This is a genomic window from Nocardioides sp. GXQ0305 (genome assembly GCF_050880345.1).
Lineage (GTDB): Bacteria > Actinomycetota > Actinomycetes > Propionibacteriales > Nocardioidaceae > Nocardioides.
On the sequence record NZ_JBNYXG010000001.1, the window covers coordinates 634,083 to 648,963 of the forward strand.

The window sequence follows — 14,881 nt, forward strand, 5'->3', positions numbered from 1 at the left end:
TCAGTACTCCAGTCCGTGGCCGTAGGGGTAGAGCGCCCGCTGCGAGTTCTTCCGGGGGATGGTCACCGGGAGCCGACCGGTGGGGTCGAGCTCGCCGACCAGCACCCGGACCAGGGAGTCCAGCGCGGCCGCGGTGTAGGAGTACGTCGCGAGGTAGGCGTCGACCTTCTTGAACTGGTTGACGTCGTAGGCGTCGCGGACCCCGACGGCCACCACCGGCGTGCGGGTCCTCTTGAGCCGGTTGACCAGGTGGGCCTGGCCCTGCTGGGTCTCCAGCCCGGCGCGGTTGGTGGTGACGACGACGAGGTCGTGCTGCTTCGCCTGCCGGGCGACGTCGCGGGTGGTGGCCTCGTCCGGGTTGGTGCCGGTCTCGACCACGGTGGTGTCGTAGCCGCGCTCGACCAGCTTGTCGGCGACGGTCTGGGTGGTGCTCACGCCCCACCCGGTGACCAGCACGTCGTCGCGGCCCGGGGACGCGGCCGGGAGCGGCAGCAGGTCGCGGTGGTTGCGGACCAGCGTGGTGGTGCGGTCGGTGATCGACTGCAGTGTGGCCAGGTGGTCGGGGGTGCCGACGTGGGCCGGGACCTGGGCCGGGTCGACGTGGGGGTCGTCGGTGATGCCGAGGTCGTGCTTGAGGGTGAGGATCCGGCGTACGGAGGTGTCGATGCGCTCCTCGGTCAGCTCGCCGGACTCGACCGCGTCGAGCACGGCGTTGTAGGCGACGTCGAACTCCGGCGGCATCAGCAGCATGTCGACGCCCGCCTTGAGGGCCAGGACCGGGACCCGGTCGTTGCCGTAGGTCGCGCTGGCGCCGGCCATGTCGAGGGCGTCGGTGATGACGACGCCGTCGTACCCGAGCTCCTCGCGGAGGATGCCGGTCATGATCGGCTCGGACAGCGTGGCCGGGTCGCCGGACGGGTCGAGCGCCGGCACCGAGATGTGGGCGCTCATGATCGCCGGTACGCCGGCGTCGATCGCGGCCTGGAACGGCGGCCGGTCGAGCTGCTCCCACTCCTCGCGGGTGTGGTCGATGACCGGCAGCCCGGTGTGGCTGTCGGTGGCCGTGTCGCCGTGGCCGGGGAAGTGCTTGGCCGCGCCGGCGACGCCGGCGGAGGTGTAGCCGCGGGTCTGTGCGGCGGTCATCGTGGCGGCGAGGCGGGGGTTCTCACTGAAGGAGCGGACGCCGATGACCGGGTTGGCCGGGTTGACGTTGACGTCGGCGACCGGCGCGAAGTTCCAGTTGATGCCCATGGCGCTGAGCTCGTCGCCGTTGATCGCGGCGGCGGTCTGGGCGTCGGAGGCGCTGCGGCCCGCGCCGAGGGCCATGTTGCCCGGCAGCTGGGTGGCCGGCGGGCCGATCCGGGCGACGATGCCGCCCTCCTGGTCGATGCCGACCAGGGACGGGACGCCGGAGGGCTGGGCCAGCGCGGCGTCCTGGATGCCGTTGGAGAGCCGCGCGATCTGGTCGGGGTTCTGGACGCTGTTGGTCCAGGCGAAGTAGATGATGCCGCCGACCTGGTACTTGTCGATCAGCTCCTGGGCGTTGTCGACGCCGTAGAGCTCCTGGTTGGCCGCCACGTCCGCCGGGTCCTGGGTGTCGGCGGTGGTGCCGTAGGCGTGGGTCATGAACAGCTGGCCCACCTTCTCCTCGAGGGTCATCGAGGCGAGCGTGGTCTCGACCCAGTCGTCCTCCGGTGCCGCTTGCGCTTCCGGCGTACTGACGGCGAACGTCGACAGGACGAGCGCGGCCACGGCGAGGATCACCCCCGCGATCGTGCGGCGCGACGAGTCCAGCATCCCGAGCTGCATGGGTTCCTCCAGCAGAGTGTGTGAGTCGCCGTAGATCAGTTACGGCGAACCTTCATGCGCCGTGAGTTTCCTACCAACCGGTCCTCAGGTCAATGCTTCTTCGCCCCTGTTCGGTCTTGCCCCGCCCCGCGTGCAGGAGCATCGTGGTCCTGACGGGAGGTGAGGACCGATGCAGGCGACAGTGGGTGACCGGCTCGTGGTGGAGAGCAACAAGGTCGGCTCGCCGCGACGCGAGGGCGAGATCATCGAGGTGAGAGGACCGGACGGCGAACCGCCGTACCTCGTGCGCTGGAGCGACGGCCACGAGGGGCTGAGCTATCCCGGCCCCGACGCGCACATCAGCCAGGGCTGACCGGTCTGGTCGTCGACGATGAGGTCGATGGCGGGTGGTCGACGGGCTGAGGACGTCCGGGTGGACGGTGCTGCACGACGTGCCGTGGCCGGGCCGGCAGCGTGCGAACATCGACCACGTGGTCGTCGGGCCCGGCGGTGTCTTCGTGGTCGACGCGAAGAACTGGTCTGGACGCATCGAGGTGCGGGACGGGCGGCTGCGCCAGAACGGCTACTCCCGCCACGAGGCGCTGGACGGCGTCGCTCGGGCCACGGTTGCCGTGATGCAGCTCCATCCGCGCGTCGCCACCCACGGCGTGCTGTGCCTCGTCGACGACGAGCCGCGTCGCGAGGACGCCCAAGGCGTCGTGGTCTGCTCGAGCGCGTCCCTGCTCGACGTCCTCTGGTCCGCGCCCGCCGTGCTGGCGCCGGATCAGGTCGCGGCCGTGTCGCTGGAGCTGACGGAGAAGCTCCGGTCGGAAGCGTCGTTCGAGGCGCTCCCTCGTCGGCGCCGCGGTTCCACCCGGCGGACGGTCCACAGTGGCTCGTCGCGGCGATCGCTGGTGGGCCTGCTCGTCGGCGTGGTGCTGATCGCCGGTGTCGCCACCGGCACGTTCTCGAAGGCGGCCGAGCTCGTCAGCGGTTTCGTCGCCAACGTGGTGGTCGATGCCGACACCCACTCGACGCCGTCGCCGAAGCAGAAGGGTGACCAGGAGCGGAAGCAGCGGGGGCAGCGCGAGCAGAAGTAGGTGCGCTGGTAGGCGTTCCGTGAGCCACTTTTCGCGCACAGGCTGGCTTCGAGCGGCAAGATCCACAGGGCTCGAACACGTGCTCGATCCTGGACCTCGGCGCGCCTAGCGTTTCCGGTGTGAGCCAGGCAGCCGTTCCCCTCGAGCACCCGCTGGAGCGGTGTGCCGCCGCGGTGGGCGCAGCCATCGATGCCGCGTCCGGGAGCCAGCCGCACTTCCTCTCCACGGCCGCCAAGCGTGACGTCCTGCTCGGCCTGTCGCGCCAGATCGCGCGACTCGAGGGGCTGCGAATGGCGGTGCTCGCCGCGGCAGGAGACGTGGCCGAGGCGGACGCGGCCCGCAGCACCGGCGCCTGGCTGGCGGTCGGGGCGGGGCTGGAGCGCCCCGAGGGGCGCCGGCTCGAGCGGCTCGCCGCGTCACTAGAGGGCCGCTACTCCGCGCTGCGCGAGGCGCTGCTCGATGGAGACGTGTCCCGCGCCCAGGCCGAGTCCATCGCCGCGGCGCTCGACGAGCTGCCCTCCGACGTCGAGTCGAGCGTGCGGGCGGAGGCGGAGCGCCACCTGGTGGCGAGGGCTGCCGAGTTCGGGCCGCGGGAGCTCAGGACCCTGGGGCGGCGGGTCCTCGACGTCGTCGCTCCCGAGGTGGCTGACGAGCACGAACGCCGGGCGCTGGAGGCTGCGGAGCGACGGGCCCACCGGCGGATGCGCGTCGTGCGCCGCGCGCTCGGTGACGGCCTGGTCCGGATCACCGCGGACCTCCCGATCCTCCACGCCGACCTGCTCTCGACGCAGCTGCACGCCTACGCCTCACCTCGCCGGGATCATCTGGAGGGCGCCGATCGTCGCGACCCCGACACCGGCGAGCGAATCCCGTATCCCCGCCTGCTGGCCCAGGCCTTCTGCAGCCTCCTCGAACGGCTGCCGACGCAGGACCTGCCGAGGCAGGGCGGATCGGCGGCGTCGCTCGTGGTCACCATCGACCACGACCGGCTCTGCGCTGACCTCGGCGCTGCTCGACTGGCGAGCGGCCACGCGCTCAGCGTGGGTGAGGCGCGGCGGCTGGCCTGCAACGCTGGCATCCTGCCGATGGTGCTCGGCGGTGCCTCGCAGCCGCTCGACGTCGGTCGCGCCAAGCGGTTCCACACGCCGGCCATGCGGACGGCGATGGCGGTGCGCGATCGCGAGTGCCGAGCCACCGGCTGCGACATCCCGGCCGCCTGGTGCGAGGTGGACTTCCCCTGATTGAGCGGACACCGTCACAGTGGCGTTGGGGCCACGGGAGAGGTGTCTCGATGGGCGAGTATTCGCAGGAGTTCAAGGACCAGATCGTCGAGCTTCATCGCCAGGGTCGGAGCTTCAGCGACTTGGCGCGGGAGTTCAATCTTGCTGCCACGTCGATCTCGAACTGGGTGAGGGCAGCAGAGCGGCGTGAGGCCGCGCGGCCTGCTCGAGGAGCGCCGGCGGAGTCCGACCAGGACAAGATCCGGCGGCTGGAGAAGGAGCTGGCGCGTACGCGCGAGGAGCTCGACATCTTGGGAAAAGCGCTGGCCTTCTTCGCACGTCGCGCGGACCAGTAGACGTCTACGCCTACATCCGTGCGGAGAAGGCTGCCGATCCCGAGGCGAAGATCAGCGTGTTGTGCCGGGTGCTGGGCGTGTCCCGGTCTGGCTACTACGCCTGGCTCCACGTGCTGGAGCATCCCTCGCCACGAACCCAGCGGGACCGGGAGTTGATCGAGGAGATCCAGCGGATCCACGCCAGCTTCAGCTACTACGGGTCACCCAGGGTCCACCAGGAACTGCTGCGGCGCGACTTCACGGTCGGCAGATCACCGGGTGGCTCGGCTGATGCGCCTGCACGGGATCGCGGCCGCCAGATGCCGGATCAAGTCACGAGCCCGGGCGGCACCACCCAGACGTCGCCCGGAAGTGGTCGACCTGGTCCGCCGTCGGTTCACCGTGCCGGTCCCCAACCGGCTGTGGTTCACCGACCTCACCCAGGTCCGGACCGGGCAAGGATGGCTCTGGGCGGCCGTGGTGATCGATGCCTACAACCGCGAGGTCATCAGCTGGGCCACCGCGGCCCGGGACACCCCAGGCACGGTCCTGATCGCGCTCAACGACGCCGTCAAGACACGGCGCCCCGCTGCGGGCTGTGTGATCCACTCCGACCGGGGCTACCAATTCACCGCCTGGGACTGGCTGAACACCGCACGATCAGCCCGACTCCAGGTATCGATCGGCGAGCGCAAGAGCTGCTACGACAACGCGGTGATCGAGTCGTGGTTCGCCTCGTTCAAGAACGAAGAGATCTACCCCAAGGGCAATCCCTTCACCCGTTCCGAAGCACGAGCACGCATGTTCAACTACATCTGGCAGTACAACAACCACCGGCTGCACTCATCCCTGGGCTATCGATCACCCAAGGACTACGCAGCACAATCAAGTACCTGTCCGTGAAACCGGGGCAAGTCCAAGGCCCACCACGTGGTGCCGTGGGCGCAGGCGAACGGTCCGACGAGCGTCGACGACGGCCTGTTGCTGTGCGGCTACCACCATCACCGGGCGCACGACCGCCGATACGACCTGACCCGGCTGGGCAACGGCGACGTGCGGTTCCACCGGCGGACGTAGGTCGACCTCGGTTGTCCACAGGTGTCCGGTCGCCTCTGGCGAGTCCGCGCGGAGTCTGTCTAGGTTGGAGCTGTTCTCGGGAGGTGTGATGCGGGGGATCCTCGCCGCTGGTGTGGTGATCGCCGTGACGGCGCTCGCCGGCTGCACCGACGACCCCGAGCCCAGGTTCGAGGAACCCTCCGAGTCGCCTTCGGCCTCCGAGTCCACCTCGGCCGCGGCCGACCCCCAGCCGTGGGAGGAGAAGTCCAAGGCTGGTGCGGTGGCATTCGCGCGGCACTGGATTGACGTCTTCAACGAGGCTCAGGCCACTGGTGAGACAAGTGCGCTAAAGGCTCTGAGCGCGGAGGCCTGCAAGAGTTGCCAGGGGTACATCGGGCAACTGGATGCGCTGTACGCCGATGGTGGTCATCTCGAGACCAGCGGCTGGAAGTCGTTGACGTGGGATCTCCACCAGGCGAGGTGGGGTCCTCCGTTGAGATACCTATGCGCGTCAATCGGACAGCGCAGAAGGTGGTTTCCGGCAACGGGAACGTCGAGCGATTTGACGGTGGCGGGGTAAGGACCTTCTCGGCTGACGTTCGGTGGACGAACGACCAATGGGTCATGCAAACGTTGGACGTCCTCTGATGATTCGTGTTCTTGCTGCATCGCTTCTCGTCGCCTTGATGTCCGCGCCCGCGTGGGCCGATCCCAGCGGCCACGCCGGAGGCAATTGGTTCGGAGTTAGCGACACCAGCTCGACGGCGGGTTCGGTCGACGAACCTGTCGTTGACCCGGCGTCGGGCCCCTCGGAGGGTGACGCGATTCAAGTCCACTACACCGAGCGACTGGCCTGCGGAGATACCGACGGCAACTTGAGGGTTGATGCCTACGGTTGCGATACCACGCTGATGCGATGCGGAGTCGGTGATCGAGGGTTCGTCTACTACACGACAGCGCACTACCCAGGGGGCAGAAGTCTCGCCGCCGGCTCTGGGTGCTATATCCCAGCGTCCGAGTCGGCCACCCTTCCAACTCGAACGACACCTCGCATCACGCCGGCGCTCGTGCTGCGCGCGTTCGAGCGCGTGCCGTTGCCGGAGTCGGAGGTCGTGGTGCAGCCGCCGGGGGGCCAGACGCTGGTGGGGCTGGAGACGATCTTCTCGACGGAGGCGGAGCGATTCACCGAGACCGTGACCCTGCTGGGGCGCAGCGTGGAGCTCGACATCAGGCCGTCGTCGTACCGGTGGACCCACGGTGACAGCACGGAGCAGACGACCGACTGGCCGGGGGCGAGGTGGACGCGCGGGGGTTCGGGGTACATCACCCACGTCTACGACGACACGGCGCGGCTGAGCACGAGCGTCGACACGACCTGGTCGGCGCGCTACCGGGTCGGGAACGGCGGCTGGCAGGACGTGCCGGGGACCGTGACGATCGAGGGAGAGGCGACACCGCTGCGAGTGCGGTCGGCGTCCCCTCACCTCGTGGGGGCCTCCGACCGCGGCTGAGGGAGGAGCTCGACGGACGGCGGGACGGAGGGGAGCAGTCCTGCCTCGTGGGCGACGCGGGACGCCATCAGCCGGTCGGCGACGCCGAGCTTGCGGTAGATGTTGCGCAGGTGCGTGTGCACCGTGCGCGGCGAGATCGAGAGCCGGTGCCCGATCGCGCTCGCCGTCAGCCCGCGGTCGAGCAGGGCGAGGATCGCCAGCTCGCGGCCGGTGAGGCCCAGGTCGCAGGTGACGGCAGCGCCGCTCAGGTGCAGCACCTCGGACTGCCGGGCGAGGAGGGCCAGCAGCGGCTGCAGTCGCCTGGCCAGCAGCAGGGCCTCGTCGGAGAAGTCGGCGCCGGTGCGTGAGATCACGAAGGCCTGCAGCCTTCCGTGCCCCGTGCCGCACGGGATCGCGAGCTGCTCGTCCCGCCCGTACGGCCGCAGGTACTCGATCACCGCCTGCCGTCCCGACCGTGTCACCATGTCGTCCGGCACCCGTGAGGTCGTCATGGCGGTCCGGGCCCCGGTCAGCAGGTGGTAGCGGAACAGCGGGTGCTCATGGGCATGACTGATCCAGTGACCGACCAGCTCGGCGTCCGGGAAACCCGGCGGAGCGTCGAGGATCTCGAGCTCGTAGCGTTCGCCCGGGCCGAACGCGTTCCAGCCCACCGACTCGTCGAACGACTCCGCGAACAGCCGCATCAGCAGGCGGTGCGGGAACTCCGGGCTCGGGCGGCGGACCAGCTCGGTCACCACGTCGAGCCACGGCGTGAAGCGACACTCCAGCGATGTCATGAACGTGACCCCCGTTCCGTCGGCGTACGCCGACCACCGGGAGAGCCCCCTGACCCGGGTTGCCGCCCGGCCCTTCGAGGTTACGCGCGGTACGCCGAGTCGACCACCCGATTGTCAGCCGACGGTGGTGCAGGCGGCGGCCAGGAACATGCCGTGCGACCACAGGAGCGGGTGGGCCGGCGGACCCCACCGCTCCAGCCACTCGTCGAGCACGTCGGGCGCGAGGAGCGGCGGCAGCTGCTCCGGCAGCAGCAGGTGGTGGTCGGCGCTCGTCGCGACCCAGTCGAGCAGCTCGGCCGCGCGCTGCGGTGCGCCCGATCGCGACCAGTGGATCGCGAGCAGCGAGGCGAGCACCGGCCATTGTCCACCGCCGTAGAAGGTGTCGGCCTCGTAGCGGTGCACCCCGCCGTCGACCAGCCGCTCCTCCACCTCGGAGACCGTCGCCGTCACCAGTGGGTCGTCGAGCGGCAGCACGTCGTACAGCGCCGCGACCGAGACGAGGGAGGCGTCGACGTCGGCGCCGTCGAGCCACTTGACCAGGTGGCCGTCGCGGGTGCCGCGGGTGCGGATCAGGTCGACGGCACGGTCCGCCACCTCGACGGCGGAGAGCGTCAGGTCGCGCGGCAGTGGTGTGAGCCGGACGGCGGCGAACAGACCGGCGGCGACGCCGGCGAGGGTCGCGACGTGGGTGTGGTCCCGGTTCTCCTCCCACCAGTCGCGGCAGGTGGCGAGGCCGGTGGCGACGAGGTAGCGCACGGCGGTCTCGATCGCCGCGGCGTACACATGGGCGCTCGCGCCGGTCCGGGCGAGGTGCCGCTCGAGCGCCCACAGCCAGGTGCCGTAGCCGTCGACCTGGAAGTTCCACCAGTCGTCGACCTGGCGGGTGCCGTCGAGCCGGTAGCGGGCGGGCAGGTAGTCGGCGTCGTCGGGACGCTCGCTGGCCTCGAGCATCGCCAGCACCCGGTCCACGGCGGGTCGTTCCCGCTCCAGGACGGCCGCGCACCACGCGTGGAAGGCGTCGGCCTCCGCCTGCAGCCCGGCCGCGGACGCGCCCTCGGCGATGAACGAGCCGTCGCGGAACCACGAGTATCCGTACGGGGCGAACGCGGGCGAGGCGGGCCAGGCGCCGCGCGCGTCCTGGTGCTCGCGGAGCAGGTCGACCGATCGCCGGGCCAGGGGCTCCCAGCGTTCCGGGAGGCGGGTGAGGGGGTTGACAGCAGTGCGCACGTCCGCCACGTTAAACCCTTGTAACCGTTTTCAGAAACCGGTTACAGGCAGTTTTCGACAGAGGGACAGGAGCCCCGGTGCCGAGCACGATCCGCGACGTCGCCCGCCACGCGGGCGTCTCCATCGCGACCGTCTCGCGCGTGATGCGCGCCTCCGGTGACGTCCGGCCCGACACCCGGGACCGCGTGATGGCTGCCGCCGCGGAGCTGCGCTACACGCCCAGCCAGCTCGGGCGCCAGCTCGCCGAGCGCCGCTACGCCGCCAACGGGATCGTGTTCCCCGACCTCTCCGGCCCCTACTACGCCGAGGTCGTCCTCGGCTACGAGGCGGTCGCCGCCGAGCTGCGCCGCTCGGTGCTGATCCTGGCGACACACGGTCGGGAGCACCCCGAGGTCGCGGTGCGCGAGATGGCCGGCCGCTGCGACGGACTGGTCGTCCTGCAGCGCACGGTGCCGGACCAGGTCGTCGAGGAGCTGGCCGCCGACGGCGCCCGCGTCGTCCTGGTCGCCCGGCCCCCGATCGACACCGACTCCGTCGGCATCGACTCGGTCAGCGCCGAGAACCGCGGGGCCGCCGTCGAGCTCGCCGAGCACCTGCTCGGGCAGGGCTGCCGCCGGATCGCCTTCGTCGGTGACCCCGACGTCTCGCCCGACGTCCAGGAGCGCTGGCGCGGCGTCCAGGACGCCGTCCGCGAGAGCAGCAGCGATGCCGAGGTGGAGCTGATCCCCGTCGACGCGCTCACCGAGGAGGTGGGCCAGCGGGTCGCCGCCGAGGCGGTCCGCAGCGGCGAGCTCCCCGACGCCTACGTCTGCGCCAACGACGAGCTCGCCCTCGGCCTGCTCGCCGAGCTCCGGCGCGCCGACGTCGACGTGCCCGGCCGGGTCTGCGTGACCGGCTGGGACGACGTCATGGCCGCGCGGTACGCCGGCCTCACCACCGTCCGCCAGCCGATGCGCGAGCTCGGTGCCACGGCGGCGCGACTGCTCGACGAGCTGATCACGGGCAGCCGCACCCACCCCCGACACGAGGTCCTCCCGACGGAGCTCGTCGTCCGCACCACCACCCACCCCCGAAAGGTTGCACCATGAGAAGGACCACCACCTCCATCGCGCTGCTGGCCGCAGCGAGCCTGGCCCTGACGGCCTGCGGCCGGGAGGAGGGCGGCGCAGGAGCCGAGGCCCAGAGCGAGGAGATCTCAGGCGGCGAGGCCACCGGCACCCTCGAGGTCTGGGCGATGGGCACCGAGGGTGAGGTGCTCCAGGACTTCAGCGCGGCCTTCGAGGAGGCCAACCCGGACGTGACGGTCAAGGTCACCGCGGTGCCGTGGGACTCCGCCCACGACAAGCTCGCCGGCGCGATCGCCAGCGGCGAGACCCCGGACGTCAGCCTGGTCGGCACCACGTGGATGGGCGAGTTCGCCGAGGCCGGCGGGCTGATGCCGACCCCGGAGGGGCTGGTCGAGGAGGGCGACTTCTTCCCCGGTGCCTGGGAGTCCACGGAGGTGGGCGGCACGTCGTACGGCGTCCCGTGGTACGTCGAGACCCGGGTGCTCTACTACCGCACCGACCTGGCCGAGAAGGCCGGCTGGGACGAGGCGCCCCAGACCTGGGACGAGCTGAAGACCTTTGCGCAGGACATGGAGAGCAAGGGCGACGCCGAGTACGGCCTCAGCCTGCAGCCCGGCCAGACCGGCTCCTGGCAGACGATGATGCCGTTCGCCTGGTCCAACGACGCGAGCCTCACCAACGAGGACGGCACCGAGTACACGATCGACAGCCCCGAGATGGCCGAGGCCCTCGAGTACTACACGTCGTACTTCAAGGAGGAGCTGAGCCCCAGCCGGCTGCTCGACCCGGGTGAGCTCGAGACCGGCTTCGCCAAGGGCACCTACGGATCGTTCGTCTCCGGCCCGTGGCACACCGGGCTGGTGGAGGACCAGGGCGTCACGCCCGACCAGTACGCCGTTGCTCCCATGCCCGGCCCCGACGGTGCTCCCGGCAGCTCCTTCGTCGGCGGCGGCGACCTCGTGGTGTTCAAGGACTCCGACAACGCCGACAGCGCGTGGAAGTACGTGCAGTGGCTGAGCGAGCCCGAGACCCAGCAGGCGTTCTACGACGAGGTGGGCGACCTCCCGGCCGTGCAGTCCGCCTGGGAGACCGGCGAGCTCGCCGAGGACGAGCAGCTCCAGGTCTTCGGCACCCAGCTCGAGACCGCTGTGTCGCCGCCGGCCGTCCCGACCTGGGAGCAGGTCGCGGCCGCAATCGACACCATCACCGAGCAGGCCTCGAAGGGCGACCTCCCCGCGGACGAGGCCGTGAAGCAGATGCAGTCGGAGGCCTCGTCGATCGGCACCGGACTCTGAGATGAGCACCCGCACCACCCCTGTCCCGGCGACGGTCCCGAAGCCGTCGCCGGGACGGGGGACACCATCGCGGCACGTCAACCCGGCTCGACGCCAGCAGGCGATCGCGGCGTGGGTCCTGGCGCTGCCGTTCGTCGCCCTGTTCCTGGTGTTCACCGCCGGGCCGGTGCTCGCCAGCCTCGGCATGAGCTTCACCGACATGCGCAGCACCGACATCCGCTCGCCGCTCGCCGTGGAGTTCGTCGGCCTCCAGAACTACGCGGACCTGCTCGCCGACCCGATCTTCCGCAAGGTCACCGTCAACACCCTCCTCTACCTCCTGCTGGGGGTGCCGCTGACCATGGCGGTGGCGCTGGCGGTCGCGGTGGGGCTGAACCACCTCACCCGCGCCAAGGGCTTCTTCCGGGTCGCCTTCTACCTCCCGGTCGTGACCAGCATCGTCGCCGTCTCGGTGGTCTGGAAGTTCCTGCTGCGTGACGACGGCGGACTGCTCAACACCGTGATCGGATGGTTCGGTGTCGACGGCCCGGGCTGGCTCGACTCGACCACCACGGCCCTGCCGACGCTGGTCGTCATGGCGGTCTGGCGCAACTTCGGCACGCTCATGGTGATCTTCCTCGCTGCCCTCCAGGGCGTTCCGCGCGAGCTGCTGGAGGCCGCCGAGAGCGACGGCGCCACGGCGTGGTCGCGGTTCCGCTACATCACGCTGCCGCAGCTGCGGCCGGTGCTGCTGTTCGGTGCCGTGATCACCAGCATCGGCTACCTCCAGTTCTTCGAGGAGGCGTTCGTGATGACTGAGGGCGGCCCGCTGGACTCCACCAAGTCGATCACCTACTACACCTACGACCAGTGGGGCTTCGGCAACTACGCCGTGGGCTCCGCGGCGGCGTACCTGCTCTTCATCGCCATCGTCGTACTGACCTGGGTGCAGTTCCGGCTGCTGCGCGAGAGGGACTGACCGATGAGCCAGACCTTGGAACCGACCCCCACCGCTGCGGCCGCCCCGAGCGGTCGGCCGCAGAAGCCGCCGAAGTCCCGCGAGGGCAACCTCCGCACGCCGCCCTGGTTGTACGCCGTGATGGCGGGTGGGCTGGTGCTGGTCGTGCTGCCCTTCGTGTGGATGGTGATCTCCTCGTTCAAGCCCGAGCGGGAGGTGATGACCGTCCCGCCGACCTGGTGGCCGGAGACGGTGACCACCGAGAACTACGAGCAGCTGTTCCAGCTGTTGGACTTCCCCACCTACTTCACCAACTCGGCGGTCGTGGCGCTGGCCGTCGCGCTGGGCAACGTGGTCTTCTGCTCGATGCTCGGCTACGCGCTGGCCAAGCTGGACTTCCCGGGCAAGAAGGTCCTGTTCGCCCTGGTGCTGGGAACGTTGATGGTGCCGGGTGTCGTCACCTTCATCCCGCTGTTCGTACTCACCACCAACATCGGGCTCGCCAACTCGCTGCCCGGCATGATCCTGCCGTTCCTGGCCGGCCCGTTCGGGGTCTTCCTGATGCGGCAGTTCATCCTCGGGCTCCCCGACGAGCTGATCCAGGCCGCCCGGGTCGACGGCGCGGGGGAGCTGCGGATCTTCTTCTCGGTGATCCTCCCGCTCTGCGGCCCGGCGATGGCGACGCTCGGGGTGCTCACCTTCCTCACCTCGTGGAACAACTTCCTCTGGCCGCTGGTGATCGCCACGTCGGAGGACAAGTACACGCTCCCGGTCGCCCTCGCGCTCCACGCGGTCGGCCAGAACGCCACCAAGTACGGCCTGCTGCTCGCCGGCTCGGTCGTCGTCGTGCTCCCGGTCCTCGTCGTCTTCCTGGTCCTGCAGCGCCGGATCATCCAGGGCGTCGCGATGACCGGCATCAAGTAACCCCCCCAACCCTCTCGGGAGAGGACACATCACCATGCGCATCCCACGCACCCTGCTGGCGGCCGTCTCGGCCGGCGCGCTCGCGCTGGCCGCCGTCCCCGCTGCTTCGAGCTCGGAGGCCGAGGTGCGAGGAGCGCCGGCGACGAGCCTCGACACCACCTCGAACCCCGGTGAGAGGCGCGTCCTCGGGAAGTACGCCCGGGACACCTGGCGCTCCTTCGAGGCGATGACCGTGCCGCGGACCGGCCTGCCGGCCGACAACATCGCCGGCAACCTCCGGGCCGGCACGCGCAGCGGATTCACCTCGCCGACCAACATCGGGGCCTACCTCTGGAGCACCGTCGCCGCCCGCGACATCGGGCTGATCGGCCCGCGCGAGGCCCGCCACCGGATGGCGCGGACCATCGCGACCGTCGGGAAGCTCGAGAAGCACGAGCCGAGCGGCCAGTTCTACAACTGGTACGACCCGCGCACCCTGGAGAAGCTGCGCACCTGGCCCGAGAACGGCAACGAGGTGCAGCCCTTCATGTCCAGCGTCGACAACGGCTGGCTCGCCACCGGGCTGCTGCTCGCGGCCCGGGCCGAGCCCCGCGTCGCCGCGGCGGCCGACGCGATCCGCGAGGACATGGACTTCGGCTGCTACTACAACGAGGCCGAGGGCCAGGGCGGTCAGATCCGCGGTGGGTTCTGGGACGAGGACTTCGGCGACCCGGTGCGCGTCAAGGGTGACTACTGCGGCATGGGCGAGGACGTCTGGTACACCGGCCACCACTACGGCGCGTTCAACACCGAGCCGCGGATGGCGTCGTACCTCGGCATCGCCGGCGGACAGATCCCGCAGAAGCACTACTTCGGCACCTTCCGCACCTTCCCGGGTGACACCTGCGACTGGTCGTGGACCGAGGCGCAGCCGACCGGTGAGTGGCGGACCTACGAGGGCGTCGAGGTCTACGAGGGCGCGCTCGACTACCGCGGGATGAAGGTCGTCCCGACCTGGGGCGGCTCGATGTTCGAGGCGCTGATGGTGCCGCTGTTCGTCCCCGAGGAGACCTGGGGCGCCCGGTCGTGGGGCGTCAACCACCCGCTCAACGTCCGGGGCCAGATCGAGCACGGCCTGCAGGAGACCGACTACGGCTACTGGGGCTTCAGCCCGTCCAACAACCCCGCGGGCGGCTACCGCGAGTACGGCGTCGACGCGCTCGGCCTCGACGGCGCCGGCTACACCTCCGACCAGGAGCGGACCGACTGGGACCAGCCCTGGGAGGAGTGCGACCGCGAGGGCGAGCCGGCCCCGACCGCCGAGGAGTACGGCGACGGCGTGGTCACCCCGCACGCCTCGTTCCTGGCGCTCCGCTACGCGCCCGGGGCCGCCCTGCGCAACCTGGAGAACATCCGCGACGACTTCCGCGCCTACGGCAAGGGCGGGTTCTACGACGCCGTCGCCGTGGAGAGCGGCCAGGTCAGCCGGCGCTACCTGTCGCTCGACCAGGGCATGGTCATGGCCGCGCTCGGCAACGCCCTCGCCGGTGACGACATGCGCGACTACGTCGTCCCCGGTGGTCTTACCGAGAAGGTCAAGCCGCTGATGGAGCAGGAGGTCTTCTCATCCGCTCCGCGAGGGTGACCGTCACCCAGCCCCACCGAT

At 70.4% G+C, this 14,881-nt stretch carries 15 protein-coding genes; 12 read left to right on the plus strand and 3 right to left on the minus strand.

Features of this window, described 5'->3' with window-relative positions; translation table 11 throughout:
* The gene (locus ACQ1X7_RS03095) at positions 1-1,809 is read right to left on the minus strand and encodes a glycoside hydrolase family 3 protein (RefSeq protein WP_432476682.1); all 1,809 of its coding nucleotides are present in this window, start codon (positions 1,807-1,809) and stop codon (positions 1-3) included.
* Positions 1,810-1,978: 169 nt separating this feature from the next.
* Between ACQ1X7_RS03095 and ACQ1X7_RS03100 the strand changes: the two genes are divergently transcribed.
* The 7 genes from ACQ1X7_RS03100 to ACQ1X7_RS03130 all read left to right on the plus strand — a co-directional run bounded on the left by ACQ1X7_RS03100 (position 1,979) and on the right by ACQ1X7_RS03130 (position 7,010).
* Positions 1,979-2,161, plus strand: a complete 183-nt coding sequence (locus ACQ1X7_RS03100) for a DUF1918 domain-containing protein (RefSeq protein WP_432476683.1) — start codon at positions 1,979-1,981, stop codon at positions 2,159-2,161.
* A 34-nt stretch (positions 2,162-2,195) separates the two neighbouring features.
* A complete protein-coding gene (locus ACQ1X7_RS03105) occupies positions 2,196-2,888 on the plus strand; it encodes an NERD domain-containing protein (protein ID WP_432476684.1) in 693 nt (230 codons plus the stop codon).
* A gap of 119 nt (positions 2,889-3,007) precedes the next feature.
* Entirely contained in the window at positions 3,008-4,129 is a 1,122-nt protein-coding gene (locus tag ACQ1X7_RS03110; protein WP_432476685.1) for a DUF222 domain-containing protein, read from the plus strand.
* A gap of 50 nt (positions 4,130-4,179) precedes the next feature.
* The gene (locus tag ACQ1X7_RS03115; protein WP_432476686.1) at positions 4,180-4,464 is read left to right on the plus strand and encodes a transposase; all 285 of its coding nucleotides are present in this window, start codon (positions 4,180-4,182) and stop codon (positions 4,462-4,464) included.
* A gap of 258 nt (positions 4,465-4,722) precedes the next feature.
* Positions 4,723-5,346, plus strand: a complete 624-nt coding sequence (locus ACQ1X7_RS03120; RefSeq protein ID WP_432476687.1) for an IS3 family transposase — start codon at positions 4,723-4,725, stop codon at positions 5,344-5,346.
* Between the two features lie 238 nt (positions 5,347-5,584).
* Positions 5,585-6,079 carry a DUF6318 family protein gene (locus ACQ1X7_RS03125; RefSeq protein WP_432476688.1) on the plus strand — a complete coding sequence of 165 codons (495 nt, stop codon included), beginning with the start codon at positions 5,585-5,587 and terminating at the stop codon, positions 6,077-6,079.
* 106 nt (positions 6,080-6,185) lie between these two features.
* The gene (locus tag ACQ1X7_RS03130) at positions 6,186-7,010 is read left to right on the plus strand and encodes a hypothetical protein (RefSeq protein ID WP_432476689.1); all 825 of its coding nucleotides are present in this window, start codon (positions 6,186-6,188) and stop codon (positions 7,008-7,010) included.
* Here ACQ1X7_RS03130 and ACQ1X7_RS03135 read toward each other — a convergent pair.
* Both ACQ1X7_RS03135 and ACQ1X7_RS03140 read right to left on the minus strand, forming a co-directional pair.
* Positions 6,980-7,786 (minus strand): response regulator transcription factor, encoded by an 807-nt coding sequence (locus tag ACQ1X7_RS03135; protein ID WP_432476690.1) that lies wholly within the window; start codon positions 7,784-7,786, stop codon positions 6,980-6,982. The two genes, ACQ1X7_RS03130 and ACQ1X7_RS03135, sit on opposite strands and share 31 nt — an antisense overlap.
* A gap of 114 nt (positions 7,787-7,900) precedes the next feature.
* On the minus strand, positions 7,901-9,013 hold the full coding sequence (locus ACQ1X7_RS03140) for a glycoside hydrolase family 15 protein (RefSeq protein WP_432476691.1): 1,113 nt from the start codon (positions 9,011-9,013) through the stop codon (positions 7,901-7,903).
* Between the two features lie 77 nt (positions 9,014-9,090).
* Between ACQ1X7_RS03140 and ACQ1X7_RS03145 the strand changes: the two genes are divergently transcribed.
* Genes ACQ1X7_RS03145 through ACQ1X7_RS03165 form a run of 5 tightly spaced genes read left to right on the plus strand, consistent with a single transcriptional unit; the run spans position 9,091 to position 14,860 of the window.
* Positions 9,091-10,101 carry a LacI family DNA-binding transcriptional regulator gene (locus ACQ1X7_RS03145; protein ID WP_432476692.1) on the plus strand — a complete coding sequence of 337 codons (1,011 nt, stop codon included), beginning with the start codon at positions 9,091-9,093 and terminating at the stop codon, positions 10,099-10,101.
* Positions 10,098-11,375: a sugar ABC transporter substrate-binding protein gene (locus ACQ1X7_RS03150; protein WP_432476693.1), complete on the plus strand. Its 1,278-nt coding sequence runs from the start codon at positions 10,098-10,100 to the stop codon at positions 11,373-11,375. The genes ACQ1X7_RS03145 and ACQ1X7_RS03150 overlap by 4 nt, the downstream gene beginning before the upstream one ends.
* Position 11,376: 1 nt before the next feature.
* The gene (locus ACQ1X7_RS03155; RefSeq protein ID WP_432476694.1) at positions 11,377-12,333 is read left to right on the plus strand and encodes a carbohydrate ABC transporter permease; all 957 of its coding nucleotides are present in this window, start codon (positions 11,377-11,379) and stop codon (positions 12,331-12,333) included.
* Between the two features lie 3 nt (positions 12,334-12,336).
* Positions 12,337-13,236, plus strand: a complete 900-nt coding sequence (locus ACQ1X7_RS03160) for a carbohydrate ABC transporter permease (protein ID WP_432476695.1) — start codon at positions 12,337-12,339, stop codon at positions 13,234-13,236.
* Between the two features lie 34 nt (positions 13,237-13,270).
* Positions 13,271-14,860, plus strand: a complete 1,590-nt coding sequence (locus ACQ1X7_RS03165; protein WP_432476696.1) for a glucoamylase family protein — start codon at positions 13,271-13,273, stop codon at positions 14,858-14,860.
* Positions 14,861-14,881 lie beyond the last annotated feature (21 nt).